Origin of the sequence: Kitasatospora viridis, assembly GCF_007829815.1 — a bacterium.
GTDB classification, from domain to species: Bacteria; Actinomycetota; Actinomycetes; order Streptomycetales; family Streptomycetaceae; genus Kitasatospora; species Kitasatospora viridis.
Genome location: NZ_VIWT01000005.1, coordinates 57,169 through 75,346, shown reverse-complemented (window position 1 = coordinate 75,346; position 18,178 = coordinate 57,169). Strand labels below are relative to the sequence as shown.

Below are 18,178 nucleotides of genomic sequence, written 5' to 3'. Positions count from 1 at the left end.
CTGGCGATGGCGGAACAGCACCGGAGAGGGGCGGGACGCGTGATTGCGCCCCGCCCCTCTCTGCCTGTGAGGCTGGGTCAGTTGTAGGTACCGGTCGACCAGAGGCCTACGCCGTCGTTGCGGTAGATGATGAGGTTGCCGTCGGGTTGGAAGAACATGACGTCGTTGGTGTCGCCGTTGGTTCCGCTGCCCCAGAGTGCGGTGTTGAAGGTGTGGGCGGCCTGCGGGTAGATGACGAGGTTGCCGTCGCTTTGCAGGGTGAGGACCGAGTTGCTGTTGCCGGCCCCGCCCTGGCTCCAGGTGCTGGAGCCACTGCCGGTCTCGGTGACGGTGAGCGTGCCGTTGGCGAAGGTCATGGTGCCGCGGGCGGTGGCCCAGGTGCTGCCACTGGGGTAGTTGGTGCCGTCACTGGGGAAGAGGTAGTAGCCGGGGGTCCCGGACAGGTACGCGACCTGGGTCGGGGTGAGGGCTGTGCCTGCCCACACCTGGATGTTGGAGACAGTGCCGTTGTAGTACGACTGGCGCACGCCGTTGTTCAGGTAACTGCCGGTGGCGAAGTTGCCGTTGAAGCCCGCGACCGGGGTGTGCGTCATGGTGGCGATGTCGATGCCGTTGGTGTAGAGGGCCATGACGCCGGTGGTGGCGTTGTAGGTGGCGGTCAGGTGGGTCCAGATACCGAGGCGGATTCCGCCTCCACCGTGGGCGCAGTCGTATGGCCAGCCGGTGGTGTCGGCGGTGGCCATGCAGAAGTACCACTGGTTGGTGGTGGTGTCAGGGTAGATGGTGAATCCGGCTGTCTGGGTGCCGTCCTGGGTGGCGACGACGCCTCCGGTGGCGTTGGGTTTGGCCCATACCGAGACGGTGAAGCTTGCGGAGGTGGACAGGGCCGGACCGGACGTGCTCATGGTGGTGGCGTTCAGTCGGACGTCCGGATTGAAGAGGTCCTTGGTGCTCCAGGTGGCGCCGGTCTGGCCTGCGAGGGGCAGAGCGCTGGTGCCGCCGGTGGTGTCGGCGGCGGTGGTGACGGTGGCGCCGTCGGTGCTGCTGTCGTTGAGCGGCCAGGTGTGAGTGGGAGCGAACGCTGACTGTGCGGCGCCGGTGTTGGTGCTGACGCCGCTGCCGGTCATGAGGTCGGTGGTGATGGCGCCGGTGGGGCTGACGGTCCACAGGTCGGGGGTGCCGTCGCCGTTGATGTCGGCGGCCTGGATGAGGGGGCTCTTGGTGCTGGAGTCCCAAGTGGAGGAGATGAGTTGCGGGGTGGTCGAGCCCGAGCCGGTGGCGAGGTTCAGCAGAGTGGTGGGGTTGTAGTAGTAGAGGCCATTGCCGGCGTCGTTGCGGGCGAAGAGGGCGGGCATGCCGTTGACGAGGGCGCTGGTGATGGTCCAGCCGGTCCAGTCGCCGGTGCCGGTGGGGTTGGTGGCACTCAGGGGCAAGTCGTAAGTGGTGCCGCCGTAGACGCCGGGGGTGCCGAATGCGGGGTCGTCGTAGAGGATGCCGTCGGCGATGATCAGGAGATCAGGGATGCTTGGCGCGAGGGAGTTGGCGGCGGCGTAGAGGTTGCCGCCGTTGGCTACCTGGGTGGCGAAGTGGGCAGGGTTGGTGGGTGACTGGAAGGAGTTGGCGAGGATGCCGACGTGGTTGCCGGCGGTCGGTTGCAAGGTTGATCCGTCGCCGGCGCCGAAGAGGATCTGACCGGTGCCGTTGGCGGGGTTGTAGTCGAGGACGTCGTTGAAGCCGGCGCCGGAGGCGAAGTGGCCGACGATGGCCTGGGTGCCGTTCCAGTCGGTGGGTGAACCGCTTCCGCCGGCTCCGGTGCCAAGGGCTCCGATGTCGTTGGCGGCAGCGTTGACGCTGCTCGCGGTGATGCCGGAGGAGAGCCACAAGCCGGGCGGCAGGCCGAGTTGGTTGCCGACGACCACCAGGTCGGGGCGGCCCGCACCGGTCATGTCGTGCTCGACGGCGGTGGCCGGGGCGGCGGCGTTGAGGGTCAGGTTGGCGGTGTCGCCGATGTTGCCGCCGGGTGAGACGGCGGTGAGGGTCAGGACGTTGACCCGTCGGGTCGGCTTGATGGTGACGGTGGCGTTGCCGTTGGTGGCGCTCACGCTCTGGGGGTTGGCGCCGTTGAGCTGGTACAGGTAGCTGGCGGGCGTGCTGCCGGTGGCGTTGGGGGCGATGGTGAAGCCCGCAGCTGTGCCGACCGTGTAGCTGGTCGCCTGCTGCGTGATGCTCGGTGCACCCGGGTGGGTCGGGTCGAAGGTGAACTTGCACATGGCGCTGGTCGGGCTGTTGAGTCGGCCGTCGGTGGTCCACACGTTCCACTGGTAGGTGGTCAGTGCACCGTTGGCGTTGCCGACCAGCGTGGACCTCGGAACGAAGAGTGCGGTCGTCGTGCCGGAGGTGGCTTGCAGGCTGGAGGTGTCCGAGGAGGCGATCTGCTGGCCGGTGCCGCTGTTGACGAGGCTGAACGCCACGCCGAGGTTGCCGCCGTCGGGGTCGCTGACGCCCGCGTAAAGGGTCACGTCGCCGTTGCCGATGACGGTGGGCGGGTTGGCGCCGCAGGAGGTGGCCGGCGAAGTGGTCAGCGGGCCTGGGGTGTTGGGAGCGTGGTCATAGGTGGTGGACATCGACATGCTGGACGGCTGGAACCGCTTGAAGCCGTTGGGGTCGCCCTCATTGGAGGCCTTGAGGCCGAGGGTGACGCTGGGCCAGGCGCTGTTGGCACCGTTCTGCATCAGCGCGGTGGTGTCCCAGCCGACGCTTGCACTGGGACAACTGCTGCTGTAGCCGTAGGCGACGGTCCTCGTCGCAGCCTTGAAGTTCCACCCGGGCTGGTTGTTCCAGGTGGTGGACTGATTGATGCCGTACGTGCCCCAGAGCTCGACGTCGCTGGCGGTGCAGGAGGGCGACCAGGTCTCGGTCGCGTAGAACGTCGAGCTGATGACGTTGGCGCCGTAGATCTGCGGGGAGACCGAGACCTGCGCGTAGGCACGGGAGAGGAAGTTCGGCGAGACCCAGGCCTGGTCACCGACACGCAGGCCTTCGGAGTCGGTGGTGTTCCAGTAACTGGTTGTGTTGTAGTAGGAGTTGACGTATGTCCAGGCCTGGATCTGACCGCCGCCGGCGCTGTAGCTGGGGTCGATGTAGAGCGGCCAGACGGTGTTCGTGCCGGACAGCAGCGCCGGGTCCGGGGTCAGGGTGATCGTTCCGGGGCTGTAGGTGTCCTTGATCGCGGCGACGTGCGCGGCGGCGCCGGGCCCATTGGCACTGGAGGCGGCGGGCGCGCCGGTGCGCGCGTCGAGCAGAGTCCCTGCCGGGTTGGTGACGGTGGGGGCTGCGCTGTTGGTGGCGGAGTCCCACATGCCGCGGGTCGGGGCGGGGGCGGAGAAGACGAGGGCGCCGTGCGGGTCCTTGGCGGTGATGTTGCCACCGGCGTCGGTGCCCAGGTCCAGCCCGCTGGTCTGGGTGGTGAAGGCCAGTGAGGCCAGCGCCGGGTTGGCTGCGGCCGCGGCGTTCTTGACGACCAGGACCTCGGAGAAGCCGCCCTGCAGATCGGCGGTGAGCTGCAGGTCCACGCCGTCGAGCAGGGAGTAGGTGGCGGTCGGCCCGGACAGGGTCGGCGCGGGGAGCGAGGCGAGCAGCGAGGCCGGCAGGGTCAGTGAGAGGGACCGGGTGCCGGACTTCATCGTCGCCAGTGGGCCGTTGCCACCGGCGGACAGGGTCAGATCGCTGGTGGTGAGGGCGGGCGCGATGGTGCCGTCGGAGCGCTTGAGCAGGGTGTTGTCCAGCGGCTTCCAGGCACCGTTCTGGCGCTTGCGGACCGGGGCCAGGGCCTGGTTCAGGGTGAAGGTGCCGTCGGTGTTGGCGGTCAGTTGGTTGGTGGCGGTCGTGGCGATGTCCACGGGCACTGCCTTGCCGGTGGCGCGGGCCTGGGCTGAGGCCTGATCGGCGGTCAGCGCCGCGGATGCGACGGGCCCGGTGGCCGGCGCGCCCGGGGTGTCCGCGTGGGCGGGAGCGGCCGTGGCAGCCAGTGCGAGGGTGGTGAACAGCGCGGCGGTGGCTGCGGTGAGCCTGCGTCGTATCTGTGTAGATCGGTACACGGTGGGCCTTTCGGTCCTCTTGAGCGGTCGGATCGGGGCCGCGAGTAGGCGACTGCTGGTCAGGAGCGTCGCACGCGCTGGTGACTGACACTGCAGGTGGGCCACGGCAAGCATGTTTGATATGTCAGATATTGCCCGTGAGCGCTCGATTTGCCCTCCCCGCTTCATGAAAAGCTTTACTTTTTCTTGAGTTTGAAAGTCTTGGTTCCTGCCATAGTCGTGCCGACTCGGCCCGATCTCCCCGGGCCGAGCGAGGCTTCTGCCTGCCCGTCAGGCAGCCGAGAGTCAGGGGTGGATTCGGCATGCGCCGAAACAGAAGTAAGCGCGACGACGCCGTTGTGGCGCCGTACGCGCGCGGTTGGGCCGGGCGAATACTGCGCAGTGCAGGTGCCGGAGCCCTACTGGCAGCAGCGATCGGCGTGCCGGCCCAGGCCGCCGCCGCCGGTCCGGGTACGCCAGTGGCGCCGAAGGCCTCCAAGGGCTACGCGGTGACGGGCGGCAAGACGCTGTCGCCGCACCTGATCCACCCCGATGACCAGACCAAGAAGCCGTTCCAGGCCAAGGCCGTGGCGCTCCCGCCCGCCGCTGCCGGAACGGCAGCGCTGCCGGCCCCGGAGACGGGCCGTCAGGACGGTGCGCGAACGGCGGTGTCGGGCACACCGGTCTGGGCCCAGTCGGCCACCGGCGGTACGGCAAGCGCCACTTCGGTGGGTGTGCACGTGCTGGACCAGCACAAGAGCGCCCAGCTCGGCGTCTCCGGTGTGGTGTTCAGCGTCGACGGCGGTTCGGGCCAGGCCGGCCGGGCCCGGGTCGGCGTGGACTACTCGGCGTTCACCGAGGCATTCGGCGGCAACTACGGCAGCCGCCTGCACCTGGTGTCGCTGCCCGCTTGTTCACTGACGACGCCGCAGGTGGCGGCCTGTCGGGTGCAGACGCCCTTGGCGACAGATCACGATGTCGCGGGCAAGTCCGTCTCCACCGTCCTCGACCTCGCCTCGGCCACCGGAAGCGCCATTCCGGCTTCACAGGGCGGTGCGAAGGGGGCGGTTGTTCCCGCCACCTGGTCCGGTGCGGGTACGGCGGCGACGACTGCAGCGACCGGGTCCAGTGGGAGCGTGATCGCTGCGACGGACTCCACCGGTCAGGAGGGCGGGGCGGCGGGCAGTTACGCGGCTGACGCGCTGAAGCCGAGCAGCAGTTGGACCGGGGGTGGTTCAACGGGCTCGTTCAACTACCAGTACCCGGTGACGCTTCCTGGGGCTTCTTCCACTCTGGTCCCCAGTGTCGGTCTGGGGTATGACTCGTCTTCGGTGGATGGGCAGACGACCTCGACCGAGGCACAGTCCTCCTGGGTCGGTGACGGCTGGGGGACTGCGGACTCCTACATCGAGCAGACTTTCACGCCCTGCACCGACAACCCCGAGGGCAGCGCGTCGCCGTCGTCGACCAACGACGAGTGCTACGCCGGTCCGATCCTGACGCTGTCGCTGAACGGCAACACGACTTCCCTGGTCTGGGATTCGAGTAAGGGCACCTACACCCCAGCCGACAACGGCGGTGAGGTTGTCACCCACGTGACGGGTGCCAACAACGGCACGGGGACGTACAACACGGACTACTGGACCATCACCGACCGCTCGGGCACGGTCTATGAGTTCGGTCTCAACCAGTTGCCCGGGTGGTCGGCCGGCAAGCAGGCCACCAACTCGGTGGACACCGAGCCGGTGTACTCCGCGCACCCGGGCGACCCGTGCTACAACGCGGGCGGATTCAGCTCCTCGGTGTGCACCACGGCCTACAAGTGGCACCTGGACTACGTGAAGAACCCTCACGGCCAGGCGATGTCCTACTACTACCACCAGGACACCAACTTCTACGGCCAGAACCTGGGTGCCTCGAACACGAGCTACGTGCGCGACTCGTACCTGTGGCACATCGACTACGGGTTCACCGACGGCAACGCGTACGGGACAGTGCCGGACCAGGTGTACTTCAACACCGCGCCGCGCTGCACGGCCACAACCTGCGACCCGCTGTCCTCCACGAGCGCGGCCACCGAGTACCCGGACGTGCCCTTCGACCTGGTCTGCGCCCAGGGCGCTACCTGCTCCTCGTACGGACCGAGCTTCTTCTCCACCGTGCGGCTGGCCTCGATCAGCGCCCAGCAGTGGTCCACCGCCTCCTCCCAGTACCTGCCGGTCGACTCCTACGCGCTGTCGCAGTCCGAACCGGCCACTGGCGACGGCACCTCGCCGACGCTGTGGCTGGCTTCCATCACCCGCACCGGCAGCGACACCACCGCAGGGGGCTCCAGCAGCGCGATCACCATGCCGCCGGTCACCTTCACCGGCCAGGACCTGCAGAACCGGGTCGACACCACCAACTTCCCCGGCCTGTACCGTTACCGCATCTCCAGCATCACCACAGAGCTGGGTGAGGTCATCGGCATCACCTATGGCCTGCCCACCCCCTGCACCGCCGCATCCGTGGCGACACAGGATCCGTCGACGAACACCGCGTCCTGCTACCCGGTGTACTGGACGCCGAAGTTCTACACCGCGCCGGTGCGCGACTGGTTCGAGAAGTACGCCGTCACCCAGGTGCTGGAGAACGACACCACCGGCGGCGCGCTGAAGAAGCAGACCAACTACACCTACAACGGCGCGGCCTGGCACTACGACGACAACGAGGTCGTCCAGGCCAAGTACCGCACCTGGGGACAGTTCCACGGCTACGCGAGCGTCACCACCACCACCGGCGACCAGGCCAACGACCCGCAGACCCAGAGCACCACTGCCTACTACCAGGGCATGGACGGGGACTACCTCACTCCAACCTCCAACCGCTCGATCACGCTGACCGACTCCCAGGGCGGCACCCACACCGACAGCCCTCAGCTGACGGGCAGCGCGCTGGAGACCACCGCCTACCAAGGCGCCGGCGGCCCGGTCAACAACTCCGTCATCACCTCGTACTGGGTGTCATCACCCACTGCCTCCCGTTCCCGGACCGGTCTGTCTCCGCTCACTGCGACGATGACGAGGACCGCCGAGACCTACACCCGCCAGGCGCTGACCGACAACGGCACCACCACCTGGCGCTACACCGAGTCCGACACCAGCTACGACCCCAACACCGGCCTGAAGACCGCCAGCTACACGCACACCGTGCCCGCGAGCCCCGCCTACGACCAGTGCTCCACTACCACGTACGCGCCCGCCAACACGGCGGTGAACATCATCGGCCTGCCCGCCGGTCAAGAGACCGACTCGGTAGCCTGCTCCGGCTTCACCGAAGGAGCCTCACCCTCGGCGCCGGCCGGCTACAACACGCTAGGCGCACCAAGCTCGGTGAACCGGCCCGCGCAGGTCGTCTCCGCCACCCAGACCTTCTACGACGACCCCACCTACTCGACCACCTTTCCGCAAGCCACCGCGCCGAACGCGGGTAGCGTCACCATGGTGCGCCAGGCAGCCGACTACACGGGCGGCGCCTTCACCTGGCAGACCGTCAAGCGCGCGACCTACGACTCCTACGGCCGCGTGCTGGTCGCCTACGACGGCAGAGGGAACGCCACCACCACCAGCTACACCGTCAACCCGGTCGGCCTGACCACCGGCGTGAGCACGACCAACGCCAAGAGCCAGACCCAGAGCACGACTCTGGACCCGACCCGCGGGTTGACGCTGACCACCACCGACGCCAATGGCGTCGTCAGCACGGTCCAGTACGACGCGCTCGGCCGCACCACCGCCGTCTGGAAGGATTCCCGGGCGACCTCGACGCCTGCCAACGAGTTGATCGGCTACACGGTCTCCAACACCTCGCTGTCGGGCACGACGACACAGACCATGCTGGAGTCCGAGGCGTACGCGACCTCGGTCACCATCGACGACGCCCTCGGACGCGTGCGCCAGACCCAGGCTTCGACCCCGCAGGGCGGGCGTCTGATCACCGACACGATCTACGACTCCCGCGGCTGGGTCCGCAAGAAGAACAACCCCTACTGGGACTCCACCACCAACCCCACGATCGCGGCCGCCTCCTTCCAGACCTACCAGGACTCCAAGGTCCCCAGCCAGGACGTCTACACCTACGACGGCCTAGGCCGCGCGGTCATCGACCAGTCCTACGCCTTCGCCATCGCCAAGGAGACCAGCACCACCGTCAACACCGGTGACAACACCACCGTCTTCCCGCCCACCGGCGGCGTCGTGAAGACCACCGGCACCGACCCGGTGGGCCGCACCAGCACCGTCACCGAGTACGCTACGGCCCCCACACTGGTCACCCCAGCGAATACCTTCACTGGCACCTGGTACACCACCGGTGGCACCCCGGCCAGCACCATCGCCTACGGCTACGACGGCCACGGCAAGCAGAACACCACCAGCAATGCCGGCTCCACCTGGACCACCACCTACAACCTCCTCGGCCAGATCGTCAGCAAGACCGACCCCGACGCCGGCACCAGCACCATGGCCTACGACGGCAGCGGCAACGTCACGCAGACCACCGACGCCCGAGGTGCCGTCAACTCCTTCACCTACGACGTCCTCAACCGCAAGACCGCCGCGTACGCTGCCGCCACCACCGCACAGGCGCCGGCGAACGAGAGCGCGTCCTGGGTCTACGACAACGACAACACCGTCAGTGGTGTGGCCGACGCCATCGGCCAGGTCACCACCAGCACCTCGTACAACAGCGGCAACGCCTACACCAACCAGTCACTGGGCTTCAACGTATTCGGCGAGTCCCTCGGCGAGACCATCACCATCCCCGCCGCCCAGGGGGCGCTCGGCCGCTCCTATACCTTCAAACACACCTACTCCGTCTACACCGGCCTGCCCGCCAGCGATACCTACCCGCTCGCGGGTGGACTGCCCAACGAGGTCGTCGGCCGCTCCTACACCAACCTCGACCTGCCCAACGGCGCAGGCATCATCGGCACCGGTTACGTCCAGAGCACCAACTACGACGCCTACAGCCGCGTCACCCAGGAGACCTTGGGCACCACCACCAACCAGGCCTTCATCACCAACACCTACGACACCCACACCGGGGCCCTCACCGACCAGCTCGTCTCCCACGCCGTCGGCACCGCCGCCCCGACCCCCACCGACGAACAGGCCTACACCTACGACCCGTCAGGCAACCTGCTGCGCCAGGACAGCACCCGCAACGGCGCCAACACCCCGTCCGAGTCGCAGTGCTACACCTACGACACCCAGGACCGCCTCAGCTCGGCCTGGACGGCCACCGACAAATGCGCCACCACTCCGGCCACCGGCTCCACCGCGACCGTCGGCAGCGGCCTCGGCACCGCCAGTGCGTACTGGACCAGCTGGACCTACACCCCCACCGGCCAACGCGCCACCCAGACCCAACACGGCCTGAGCGGCACCGCGGACACCACCACCAACTACACATACAACGGCAACAACACCGGCCAGGCCCACACCCTGACCTCCGACAGCACCGGCGCCCCCAGCACCGGCGACAGCTACGCGTACGACGCCGCCGGCAACATGACGACCCGCAACACCCCCGCCTCCGGCAACCAGACCCTCACCTGGAACACCGCCGAGCAGCTGCAATCCATCACTACCGCCACCAGTGGCGTCTCCTACATCTACGACGCCGACGGCCAACTCCTGATCAAGGCCGACCCGACCAGCGTCAACCTCTACCTGCCCGGCGAGCAGCTCACCCTCAACACTGCCAACAACGCCAACACCACCAGCGGTGTCCGCTACCTCCCCCTGCCCGGCGGCGGCACCATGGTCCGAACCGGCACCGGCACCAACTACAACTTCGAAATCCCCGACCCGCACGGCACCGCCAGCCTCACCCTCGACAACACCGCCCAGACCCCCACCTGGCGACAGTTCACCCCCTACGGGGCGCCTCGCGGCACCACCGGCACCTGGATCGACGACCGCGGATTCCTCAACGCGCCCACCGACAAAACCGCTGGCCTGACCACTCTCGGCGCCCGCGACTACGACCCCAACACCGGCGCCTTCATCAGCCTCGACCCCCTCTTCGAAGCGACCAGCACACAGGAACTCAACGGCTACACCTACGCCGCCAATAACCCCATCGGCGGCAGTGACCCCAGCGGCCTCATGCGCCAGCCGGCCGATACCTCAGGAGAGGCTTGCACCAACGGCTGCACGGACTCCAGTGGCGACAACTCGAACTTCAGGCTGAACGCAACTTTGCAGGCCGCGGCCCCTGCCCCTGCCCACGTCAGCAAAAACGGCGGCGCCGGTAGCGACATGGACATTCTCTATGGGCTGGGAATGATCCCCGTCTCAATTGGTAGCTGGGTCCACAAAGCACTGTATTTGGGCTCTGCTCCAGGTGAGGACCCAAACCCGGATCCGACCGGCGACTACATCCGCTGGGTTCGTCAGCGCGGTGGAGACCCTGATAGCACTAACTTCGACATCTCGTCAAATATCCTTGCCGCGGATGGCGGCAGCATGGATGCCCCGGACGAACTTCCGGGCATACCTGACGCAGCCGGCGCGGCGGGCGACAGCGCCGTAGCTGACGCCATTAACGAGAACACAATCGAATCGGACCCCGACGGAATCTACGCAATCCTCGGCTGCCGTAACAGCTTTCCGGCCGGCACACTAGTCCTTCTCGCCGACGGAACCGCAAAGCCCATCGACACCCTCTCCAAGGGCGACATGGTCACCGCCACCGACCCGCAGGCCGGAAAGACGAGCTCCGAACCTGTTCTTGCGACCATCGTCACCCCCAACGATCAGAATTTCACTGACCTCACCATCCAAACGCCCAACGCCCCCACTGTCGATGCCGCCACGCTGACCTCCACCCAGCACCACCCCTTCTGGGACATCACCACCCAGACCTGGACCGACGCCGGAAACCTCAAGCGCGGCGACCAAGTCCGCGCAGAAGACGGACAGCCCGCCGACGTCCTGAACGTCCGCAATTACCACACTGCACCCCACACCGCCTACAATCTCACTGTGGATCACCTCCACACGTACTATGTGCTCGCAGGCACCACGCCGGTCCTCGTGCACAATACGTGCGGGGGAACAAAGCTCAAAGATGGTGAGCAGTACGTATATCGCGCGGTGAAGGACGACGAGCTGAAGCAGATATTGGACACTCGGCGCTTTAAAAATGCCCCAGGAATCGAATCGAAGTACTTCTCGTCGACCCCCGAGGGTGCTGCTCTTTATGCCAAGTCCGCCTATGGGACGTTCCCTCAGGAGGGGCCGTATACGCTGGTGCGTGGGGCAATCAGGTCTGATCAAATTCCTGCAGAGAGTAGGATTGAGCACCTTGCCGACGGCGGTGGCGGAATTGATGCATTCGCTCTCTGGGAGGATTCCATGAGTACCATTGGCCGAGTTCGAATTCTTCCCTACATGCCGATCCCCTAGGTGACTCGATGAAGATGTACGTGACGTCGCGCCAACAGGCGACCCTAGACCTCTGGTCCCGGTTGCTACCCGCATCGATGGCCATCGACTTCGTCAATGAAGACGTCCGGTCGATTCGGGCTGATGTACTCGTGATGTCAGGAGTTTGGGCATTTGACCGCTACGGTGGCAGCCCGAACAGGGAAGCGGCTCAGGTGTTGTCGAACGCGACGGGGGACGGCTTGCCAGAGTGGATTGTCGTCCCACCGTTTCGTCCGATTGTTGAGCGGGATGGCAAATTCATTATCAGAAGGGATTTCCAGAAAATCAGTCCCGCATATCATGCGATCCTCGAATCTCTTCGCGTAGTGAAAAATGAATTTGGGGATTCGGTTCGCGTTGCGCTCGATCTTCCGATGCTCGGGATGGATGATCCGTGCGATGAATCAACCCCGACCTCCGCGGCCAGTGCAATCGAGGTATTCCTGAATGCATGAGTAGAAGCCCCACCGGAACATCCTCCGGTGGGGCTTCTGTGCGTCTGACGGCAGTAGTTGACGGCAACGTCAGCGGACGGGTGCTGCACAAAGCGGTGGGTCGTCGCCATCGTCAGGCTCGACGGAGCTCTCGGCGAGGTTGCCGAGCGCTTGGCCGAGGAGGTCGATGGCGTCTCGCTGGAGGCGGAGCCGGACGTGGGCGTACACCGTGGCGGTGACGCCGATGTGGGCGTGGCCCAGCAACTCCTTGATGACGACGAGTTCGACGCCCTGTTCCAGGAGCAGGGTCGCAGTCGAGTGCCTCAGGTCGTGGAACCGGATCGCTCGCAGGCGGGAGCGGTGGAGCAGTGCGTTGAAGTGCCTTGTGAGGGTGGCGGGTTCGATGGGGTGACCGTCCGGGCGGGTGAAGACGAGGCCGTTGTGCACCCACTCTGCGTCGGCCTGCTGCTTCACGCGGGCCTGCCAGTCATTGTGCGCGCGTAGCGAGACGACGCACGCGGCCGGGAGGACGATGCGGCGTTCCGAGCTGATCGTCTTGGTGGGCAGGGTAGTGAGGCCGCCGGTGCGGGTGCGTTGGAGAGTGCGGCGGATGCTGGCAGTGCCGGCGTCGAGGTCGAGGTCCTCCCAGCGCAGGCCGAGGAGTTCGCCCTTCCGGAGACCGGTGCGCAGGGCGAGTTCGAAGAGAGCCTGGAGGTGGTGACCCTGCGCGGCTGCGAGGAAGTGCTGGGCCTCGTCGGCGGTGAGGGGGTTGAAGCGGCGAGGGCGGGGTGTGCCGGTGCGGACGTTGCGGGCGACGTTGCGCGGGATCTCTTCCTCGCGCACGGCGTGTTCCAGGGCGGATTTCAGTACGGAGTGGATGTATGCGAGCGTCAGCGGCGAGAGGCACTTGCGGCAGCACTTCCCGATGGCGCAGCAGCGCGGGCGGCGGCCGGCCTGAGCGTCTGGCTTCCGCCGGGCGTCGATGCCGCGTGCGCAGCACTGGCAGATGGTCCGCAGCCCGTTCAGCCAGCTCCGGATGTCCTTGGCGGTGAGCTTGGCGAGCTTCTTCTTGCCCAGGCCGGGGATGAGGTCTGGTTGACACAGGCGGTGTAGCGGGTGTGGGTGGTCTCGCGGAGCTGGTGGACGGCGACGTTCTCCAGCCAGTACGTCAGGTAGGCGGCCAAGCTGCCCTGCGCGGAGACGACCGGGACACCGCGGTTGCTCGTGGCGATCTTCTCCGTGAGCTTGGACAGCGCCTCTTTGCGGGTGATGCCGTAGACACGGATGCGCTTGCGGGTGTCGCCGGGGGCAAGGACGTATCCGGCGGCTTCCCAGCGGCCATCCTTTCGCTGGTAGACGGTTCCGTCGCCGTTGGCGCGGCTGCGGCGGGAGGCGGTGGTGTCGCGGGGTGTGGTCATCAGGCGGCTTCCTGTTCGAGTCGGGTGCGGATGAAGTCGGTGAGGGCATGAGCGGGGGTGCGGCGGGCGCGGCCGAGGGTGATGGAGGCGAGTTGCCGGGAGCGGAGCAGGTCGTAGACGGCGGAGCGGCCGAGCTGGAGGCGGGCCATGACCTGGGGGACCGTCAGCAGGTCTTCGCTCGCGCTCGGCCCAGTGAGCAACGTGGTCATCAGCAGCCGCCCTCTGCGGTGAACTGCCGTTCCAGTTCTCTGCGGTGCCAGACGGCGGCGGCGAGGAGTTCCGTGCCGGGGCTGTAGCCCGAGCCGTGGTAGGCCCAGTGGCCGATGACGAGGGTCGTGCTCGGGTCGAGGTCGGGCAGGCCGGCGTGTGCGCGGGCCTGTTCGGTACGCCAGGCCCGGCGGGCGTCGCGCAGAGCGCCGAGGGTGGAGTAGCAGCGGGACTTGGTGGAGAAGTGGCCCCGGAAGCCGAGCATGTGCGCCCACTTCCAGAACTTGAGACCGGCGAACTCCGGGCACTTGCCCAACTCCCACCAGGAGCGGATCATCTGCCGCACGTGGCGTTCGACGGCAAGGCGAGGCAGAGGGCGGGCCTGCCCGGTGCCGGTGCAGGCGGGCACTGGAGCGGGGTTCCGTGGCGGGTCAGGGTCATGCCGCGTCCCTGGCAGGGGCGGCAGAACAGGGCGCGGTCGAGAGCACCGGATGAGTCGGCGGACTTGGTGGCGGACTTGGCCACGTAGACGGCGACCGCGTGATCGGTCAGCTCAGCGCCGGTGTCGATTGCAGCGATCTCGCGTACGTCGAGCTGTTCACCCCAGGCGAGTTCCCGTGCCCCGACCACGTCCAATGCGCCGGGCGGTGATTAGCAAAGTCCTCAACGGTAGTCGGCCGAGAGGCGAGCGCTGTCCTGCTGGCCGACCACGAGCGCGGGCTCATGGCTGGGGCAGACGCCGGGTCAGAGGCCGGGACGAGGGCGAGTACCGGTGCGGGGTCGGGCGACGCGATCGGGGCCGGGAGGTACCGAAGGCCTCACTAGGCCTAGCTCCCTGCTTTAGGGATGTCCGGACCCGCCAGAACGTCGGCGCCACTCAGCCGTGGGAGCAGAGCAGGTGGTCACCGGCCGCCTGCTCCCGTACCCGCCGTCGTGAACGACTCGCGGTGGGTCAGGATCTCGTGGATGTGGGTGACCGACCAGTGGGCGATGGCGGTGGTGAGGGTGCCGGCTTCGTGGCCGAGGGGGGTGAGGGCGTACTCGACGCGGAGGGGGGAGGTGGGGAGGACGGTGCGGGAGATCAGGCCGTCGCGTTCGAGGGCGCGCAGGGTTTGGGTGAGCATCTTCTGGGTGACGCCGTCGAGTTGGCGCCGGAGTTGGTTGAAGCGCAGCGGGGCGCCGTGGGCGGAGGCTTCGCGGAGGGCGGCGAGGACGTAGAGGGTCCACTTGTTGGCGAGGAGGTCGACGACGGTGCGGGTGGGGCAGTCGCGGCCGTAGCTGACGGCGGGTGGCGGTGCTGGCTTGTTCATGGGTAACGAGGTATCAGAAAGGTACCTACTGTTCAAGGGATACCTGCGGCGGCCAGGATGGATGTGCGGCGGACGACCGTGCGCCGCTCAGGACTGTTCAGGGGGATCCGGCCGTGTCTGTGTCCGTGGAGTGGGATCAGCAGCGCATGCTCGCCGTCGTGCAGGACGGCTACGGCGGGCCGGAGGTGTTGCGGGTGGCCGAGGTGGCGCGGCCGGTGCCGGGGCCCGGGCAGGTGTTGGTGCGGGTGGCGGCCGCGGGGGTCAATCCGGCCGACTGGCGGATCCGGGCGGGTGAGGTGCGCCGGTTCGGCGAGCCGCCGTTCACGATCGGGTTGGACCTGGCGGGCGAGGTGGCCGGGCTCGGGGCGGGGGTGTCGGACCTGCGGGTCGGGGAGGCGGTGCTGGGGATCGCGTTTCCGCCGCGCGGCGCGTACGCGCAGTACGCGGTGGTGGCGCGCGAGCACCTGGCCGTGTTGCCGGCGGGGTTGGACCCGGTGCACGCGGCCGCGTTGCCGACGGCCGGACTGACGGCCTTTCAGCCGCTGACCCACGTCGTGCCGGTGGCGGCCGGGACCCGGGTGCTGGTGCACGCCGCCGCCGGTGGCGTCGGGCACCTGGCGGTGCAGGTGGCCAAGGCGCGCGGCGCGTACGTGATCGGTACGGCGCGGGCCGAGAAGCACGCGTTCCTGCGGGAGTTGGGGGTGGACGAGGTGATCGACCACACCCGGGAGGACTTCGCGCGGGCGGTGCGGGAGGTCGACGTGGTGCTGGACCCGATCGCGGGTGACTACGGGCCGCGCTCGCTGTCCGTGCTCGCTCCGGGCGGCACCCTGGTCGACACCCGCGGCACCGGGCCCGACCGGACCGAAGTGCGTGCGCTGGCGGCCGAACGCGGGCTGTGGTACGTCGAGTTCGGGTTCACGCCGGTGGGCGCGGACCTCGCGCGGCTGGCGGAGCTGGCGGCCGAGGGGACGGTGCGGGTGGCCCTCGCCGAGGTCCTTCCGCTGGCCGAGGCGGCGACGGCGCACCGGTTGAGCGAGGGCGGGCGGGTGGCGGGCAAGATCGTGCTCACGCCCTGACAGACCGGAACCCGGCGACCGGGAAGCCGGCCGCCGGGCGCAGAGGAGGCGGTCAGAAGGCGAAGATCCGGCCGGTCGCGCGCTGGAGCGCGCAGGTGTTGGTGAACGTCTGCTGGTACGTGACGGTCTGACCGTCCCACAGGCCGACGGCGGTCGCGGTGACCGGCAGGTAGAGCTCGGGACAGAAGGTGTGGGACGGCGTCAGGGCACTGAAGTCGCCCTGGGCGCCGAGCAGGTCGGCGCAGGCGGCCGCGGCGTCGGGGTGGTCCCCGGCCGGCGTCGCGCCGTCGCAGTCGAGGGTGGCCGTGCGGGCCGCGGCGGTGTTCGGGGCGGTTCCGGCCACGGTGAGGAGCAGCAGGTCGGGCGCCGGGGTGTCGGCGGCGGCGAGCGGGGCGGCGCCGGCCAGCAGGGCCGCGGCCGCGACGGTGCCGACAACTGCCTTGAGGACACTGCGAGTACGCATATCGAACTCCTTTGGTCGATTGTCCGGACGGACTCGGCAGTATCAGCACAGGTGGTTGTCATGGACACAATTCGGGGGGCGCGCGGCGGCCACCGGCGGCGGCCGTCCCAATGGCCGGATGCCGCCTGCACGGGCGTCCCTGGAGTCACTCCCGCCCCGCTGCGCACCGCCGCGCCGAGTGCGCGGCGGCGTCGCCTCGGCGAGTCGGCCACGACCGAACGGCCGAGATGGCCACCATGCGTGGATGCCCGGTCCACGCATGGTGACGAGGGGTCGGCACGACGAAGGCCGGCCACCGCGTGCGGTGGCCGGCCGGTGGAGCAGGTGCCGGCGGCTGAGTGGGGTCAGCCGGTGGAGCGAGAGGTGAGGATCAGCCGCTGAACGCCGCGGTCCCGTTCGGGGTGCCGAGACCGGTCGGGCCGTCGTAGCCCGGGCCGGCGGTGCACAGGTAGGACGGGTCGCAGGTGCCGTTCGAGCCGGTGGTGACGTCGTTCAGCGCCGAGGTGTTGGCGTAGAGGTCGGCGGCCGGGGTGGTGTTCGCACCCGGGTTGCCGGCCAGCGCGTAGACCGAGGCGATGATCGGCGAGGAGGCGCTGGTGCCGCCGTAGACGTTCCAGCCGGAGGCCTGGTAGGTGTCGTACACGGCCACGCCGGTGGCCGGGTCGGCGACGGCGGAGACGTCGGCCACGGTGCGGTTGCTGCAGCCGCTGTCGGTCTGCCAGCTCGGCTTGGCCTCGTAGGCGGAGCAGCCCGAACCGGTGCCCTCGGTGGCGCTGGTGCCCCAGACCGACTCGCTCCAGCCACGGGCGCTGGAGTCCTGGGTCAGCGAGGTGCCGCCGACGGCGGTGACGTACGGCGAGGCCGCCGGGTACTCGACGCCGTAGGCGCTGTCACCGGCCGAAGCGGTGATCGCGACGCCCGGGTGGTTGTAGTACGAGCTGTCGGCCGAGGTCTCGTCGGAGGACTCCGAGCCGCCGTAGCTGTTGGAGACGAACTTCGCGCCCATCGAGACCGCCTGGTTCACCGCGGTGCCCAGGTCCTGGGTGCTGGCCGAGGTGGCCTCGACCAGCAGGATGTTGCAGTTCGGGCAGGTGGCGCTGACCATGTCGAGGTCGAGCGATATCTCGCCCGCCCAACCGGAGTCGGGGGACGGGTAGTTGGTCCCGCCATTCTCGTCCACCTTGCTGAAGCAGCCGTTGGCGCTGCTGCACTCAGGCAGGCCGAACTGGCTGCGGTAGGCGGCCAGGTCGGACTCGGCGTTGGGGTCGTCCTGGGCGTCGACGATCGCGACCGTCTCACCGGCGCCGTTGGAGGAGGCCGCGGAGGCGAGGTTGTAGGCGCTCTGGATGTCGCTCGGGCCGTAGCCGGACACCGTCGCGTCGGCCGACGCGTCGGGCGAGGCGAGGTCGGCGCGGGCGGCGCGGGCCGGGTGCGCCAGCCGGGTCTTGACGGTGTTTCCGCCGGTGACGTGCAGCGCGTTGCAGGCCAGGTAGCCCGCGTGCTGCGGGACGGCGCAGGAGCGGGTGAAGGTCACCTTGTGGTGCGCGTTGGCGGTCGCCGTCGTGCTGGCGGAGGCAGCCTGGGCGCCGAAACCGAGGCCGGCGATCGCCAGACCGGTCACGGCGGTGAGGGCCAGCGTGGTGCGCCGGACCTTCTGGTTCACGGGGGTACGCAAAGACGTGCTCCTCTGTGCAGTGCACCATGTGGGGGGACCATGCG

The 18,178-nt window shown here is 68.2% G+C and carries 10 protein-coding genes and 1 pseudogene; 3 read left to right on the top strand and 8 right to left on the bottom strand.

Translation table 11 applies throughout. The features are described 5' to 3' along the window. Nucleotides 1-77 precede the first annotated feature (77 nt). Nucleotides 78-4,097 (bottom strand): hypothetical protein, encoded by a 4,020-nt coding sequence (locus tag FHX73_RS36950; RefSeq protein WP_145910424.1) that lies wholly within the window; start codon nucleotides 4,095-4,097, stop codon nucleotides 78-80. Nucleotides 4,098-4,399: 302 nt separating this feature from the next. On the opposite strand from FHX73_RS36950, the gene FHX73_RS45185 reads away from it, so the two are divergent. Together FHX73_RS45185 and FHX73_RS36925 are read left to right on the top strand one after the other, a co-directional pair. Continuing rightward, nucleotides 4,400-11,527: a polymorphic toxin-type HINT domain-containing protein gene (locus FHX73_RS45185; RefSeq protein ID WP_170305251.1), complete on the top strand. Its 7,128-nt coding sequence runs from the start codon at nucleotides 4,400-4,402 to the stop codon at nucleotides 11,525-11,527. 8 nt (nucleotides 11,528-11,535) lie between these two features. Beyond that, nucleotides 11,536-12,003 (top strand): hypothetical protein, encoded by a 468-nt coding sequence (locus FHX73_RS36925; protein WP_145910423.1) that lies wholly within the window; start codon nucleotides 11,536-11,538, stop codon nucleotides 12,001-12,003. Nucleotides 12,004-12,072: 69 nt separating this feature from the next. On the opposite strand, the pseudogene FHX73_RS36920 reads toward FHX73_RS36925, so the two are convergent. From FHX73_RS36920 to FHX73_RS36905, 5 genes and pseudogenes are all read right to left on the bottom strand, one after another. Continuing rightward, nucleotides 12,073-13,400 (bottom strand): annotated as a pseudogene (locus FHX73_RS36920) (tyrosine-type recombinase/integrase). Then, nucleotides 13,400-13,609, bottom strand: coding sequence for a helix-turn-helix domain-containing protein (locus FHX73_RS36915; protein WP_145910422.1), 210 nt, complete (start codon nucleotides 13,607-13,609; stop codon nucleotides 13,400-13,402). The pseudogene FHX73_RS36920 and the gene FHX73_RS36915 overlap by 1 nt, the downstream one beginning before the upstream one ends. Next, complete coding sequence (locus FHX73_RS47725; RefSeq protein WP_145910798.1) at nucleotides 13,609-13,944, bottom strand: replication initiator; 336 nt, start codon at nucleotides 13,942-13,944, stop codon at nucleotides 13,609-13,611. The genes FHX73_RS36915 and FHX73_RS47725 overlap by 1 nt, the downstream gene beginning before the upstream one ends. Continuing rightward, on the bottom strand, nucleotides 13,941-14,237 hold the full coding sequence (locus FHX73_RS47720; protein ID WP_425461477.1) for a replication initiator: 297 nt from the start codon (nucleotides 14,235-14,237) through the stop codon (nucleotides 13,941-13,943). The genes FHX73_RS47725 and FHX73_RS47720 overlap by 4 nt, the downstream gene beginning before the upstream one ends. A gap of 272 nt (nucleotides 14,238-14,509) precedes the next feature. Then, a complete protein-coding gene (locus tag FHX73_RS36905; RefSeq protein ID WP_145910421.1) occupies nucleotides 14,510-14,917 on the bottom strand; it encodes a winged helix-turn-helix transcriptional regulator in 408 nt (135 codons plus the stop codon). 113 nt (nucleotides 14,918-15,030) lie between these two features. Here FHX73_RS36905 and FHX73_RS36900 point away from each other — a divergent pair, with 113 nt between their 5' ends. Next, on the top strand, nucleotides 15,031-15,996 hold the full coding sequence (locus FHX73_RS36900) for an NADP-dependent oxidoreductase (RefSeq protein ID WP_342795357.1): 966 nt from the start codon (nucleotides 15,031-15,033) through the stop codon (nucleotides 15,994-15,996). Nucleotides 15,997-16,048: 52 nt separating this feature from the next. Here the strand turns inward: FHX73_RS36900 and FHX73_RS36895 are convergent, their stop codons facing one another. Further along, nucleotides 16,049-16,459: an SSI family serine proteinase inhibitor gene (locus tag FHX73_RS36895; protein WP_145910420.1), complete on the bottom strand. Its 411-nt coding sequence runs from the start codon at nucleotides 16,457-16,459 to the stop codon at nucleotides 16,049-16,051. Nucleotides 16,460-16,829: 370 nt separating this feature from the next. Beyond that, the gene (locus FHX73_RS36890) at nucleotides 16,830-18,134 is read right to left on the bottom strand and encodes a S53 family peptidase (RefSeq protein WP_425461475.1); all 1,305 of its coding nucleotides are present in this window, start codon (nucleotides 18,132-18,134) and stop codon (nucleotides 16,830-16,832) included. Between the last annotated feature and the right edge of the window lie 44 nt (nucleotides 18,135-18,178).

What these genes read in the sequence shown, in the direction of transcription:
- FHX73_RS45185 (WP_170305251.1), top strand. Translation starts at nt 4,400, where the DNA reads ATGCGCCGAAACAGAAGTAAGCGCGACGACGCCGTTGTGGCGCCGTAC.
- FHX73_RS36925 (WP_145910423.1), top strand. Translation starts at nt 11,536, where the DNA reads ATGAAGATGTACGTGACGTCGCGCCAACAGGCGACCCTAGACCTCTGG.
- FHX73_RS36915 (WP_145910422.1), bottom strand. Translation starts at nt 13,609, where the DNA reads ATGACCACGTTGCTCACTGGGCCGAGCGCGAGCGAAGACCTGCTGACG.
- FHX73_RS47725 (WP_145910798.1), bottom strand. Translation starts at nt 13,944, where the DNA reads ATGATCCGCTCCTGGTGGGAGTTGGGCAAGTGCCCGGAGTTCGCCGGT.
- FHX73_RS36905 (WP_145910421.1), bottom strand. Translation starts at nt 14,917, where the DNA reads ATGAACAAGCCAGCACCGCCACCCGCCGTCAGCTACGGCCGCGACTGC.
- FHX73_RS36895 (WP_145910420.1), bottom strand. Translation starts at nt 16,459, where the DNA reads ATGCGTACTCGCAGTGTCCTCAAGGCAGTTGTCGGCACCGTCGCGGCC.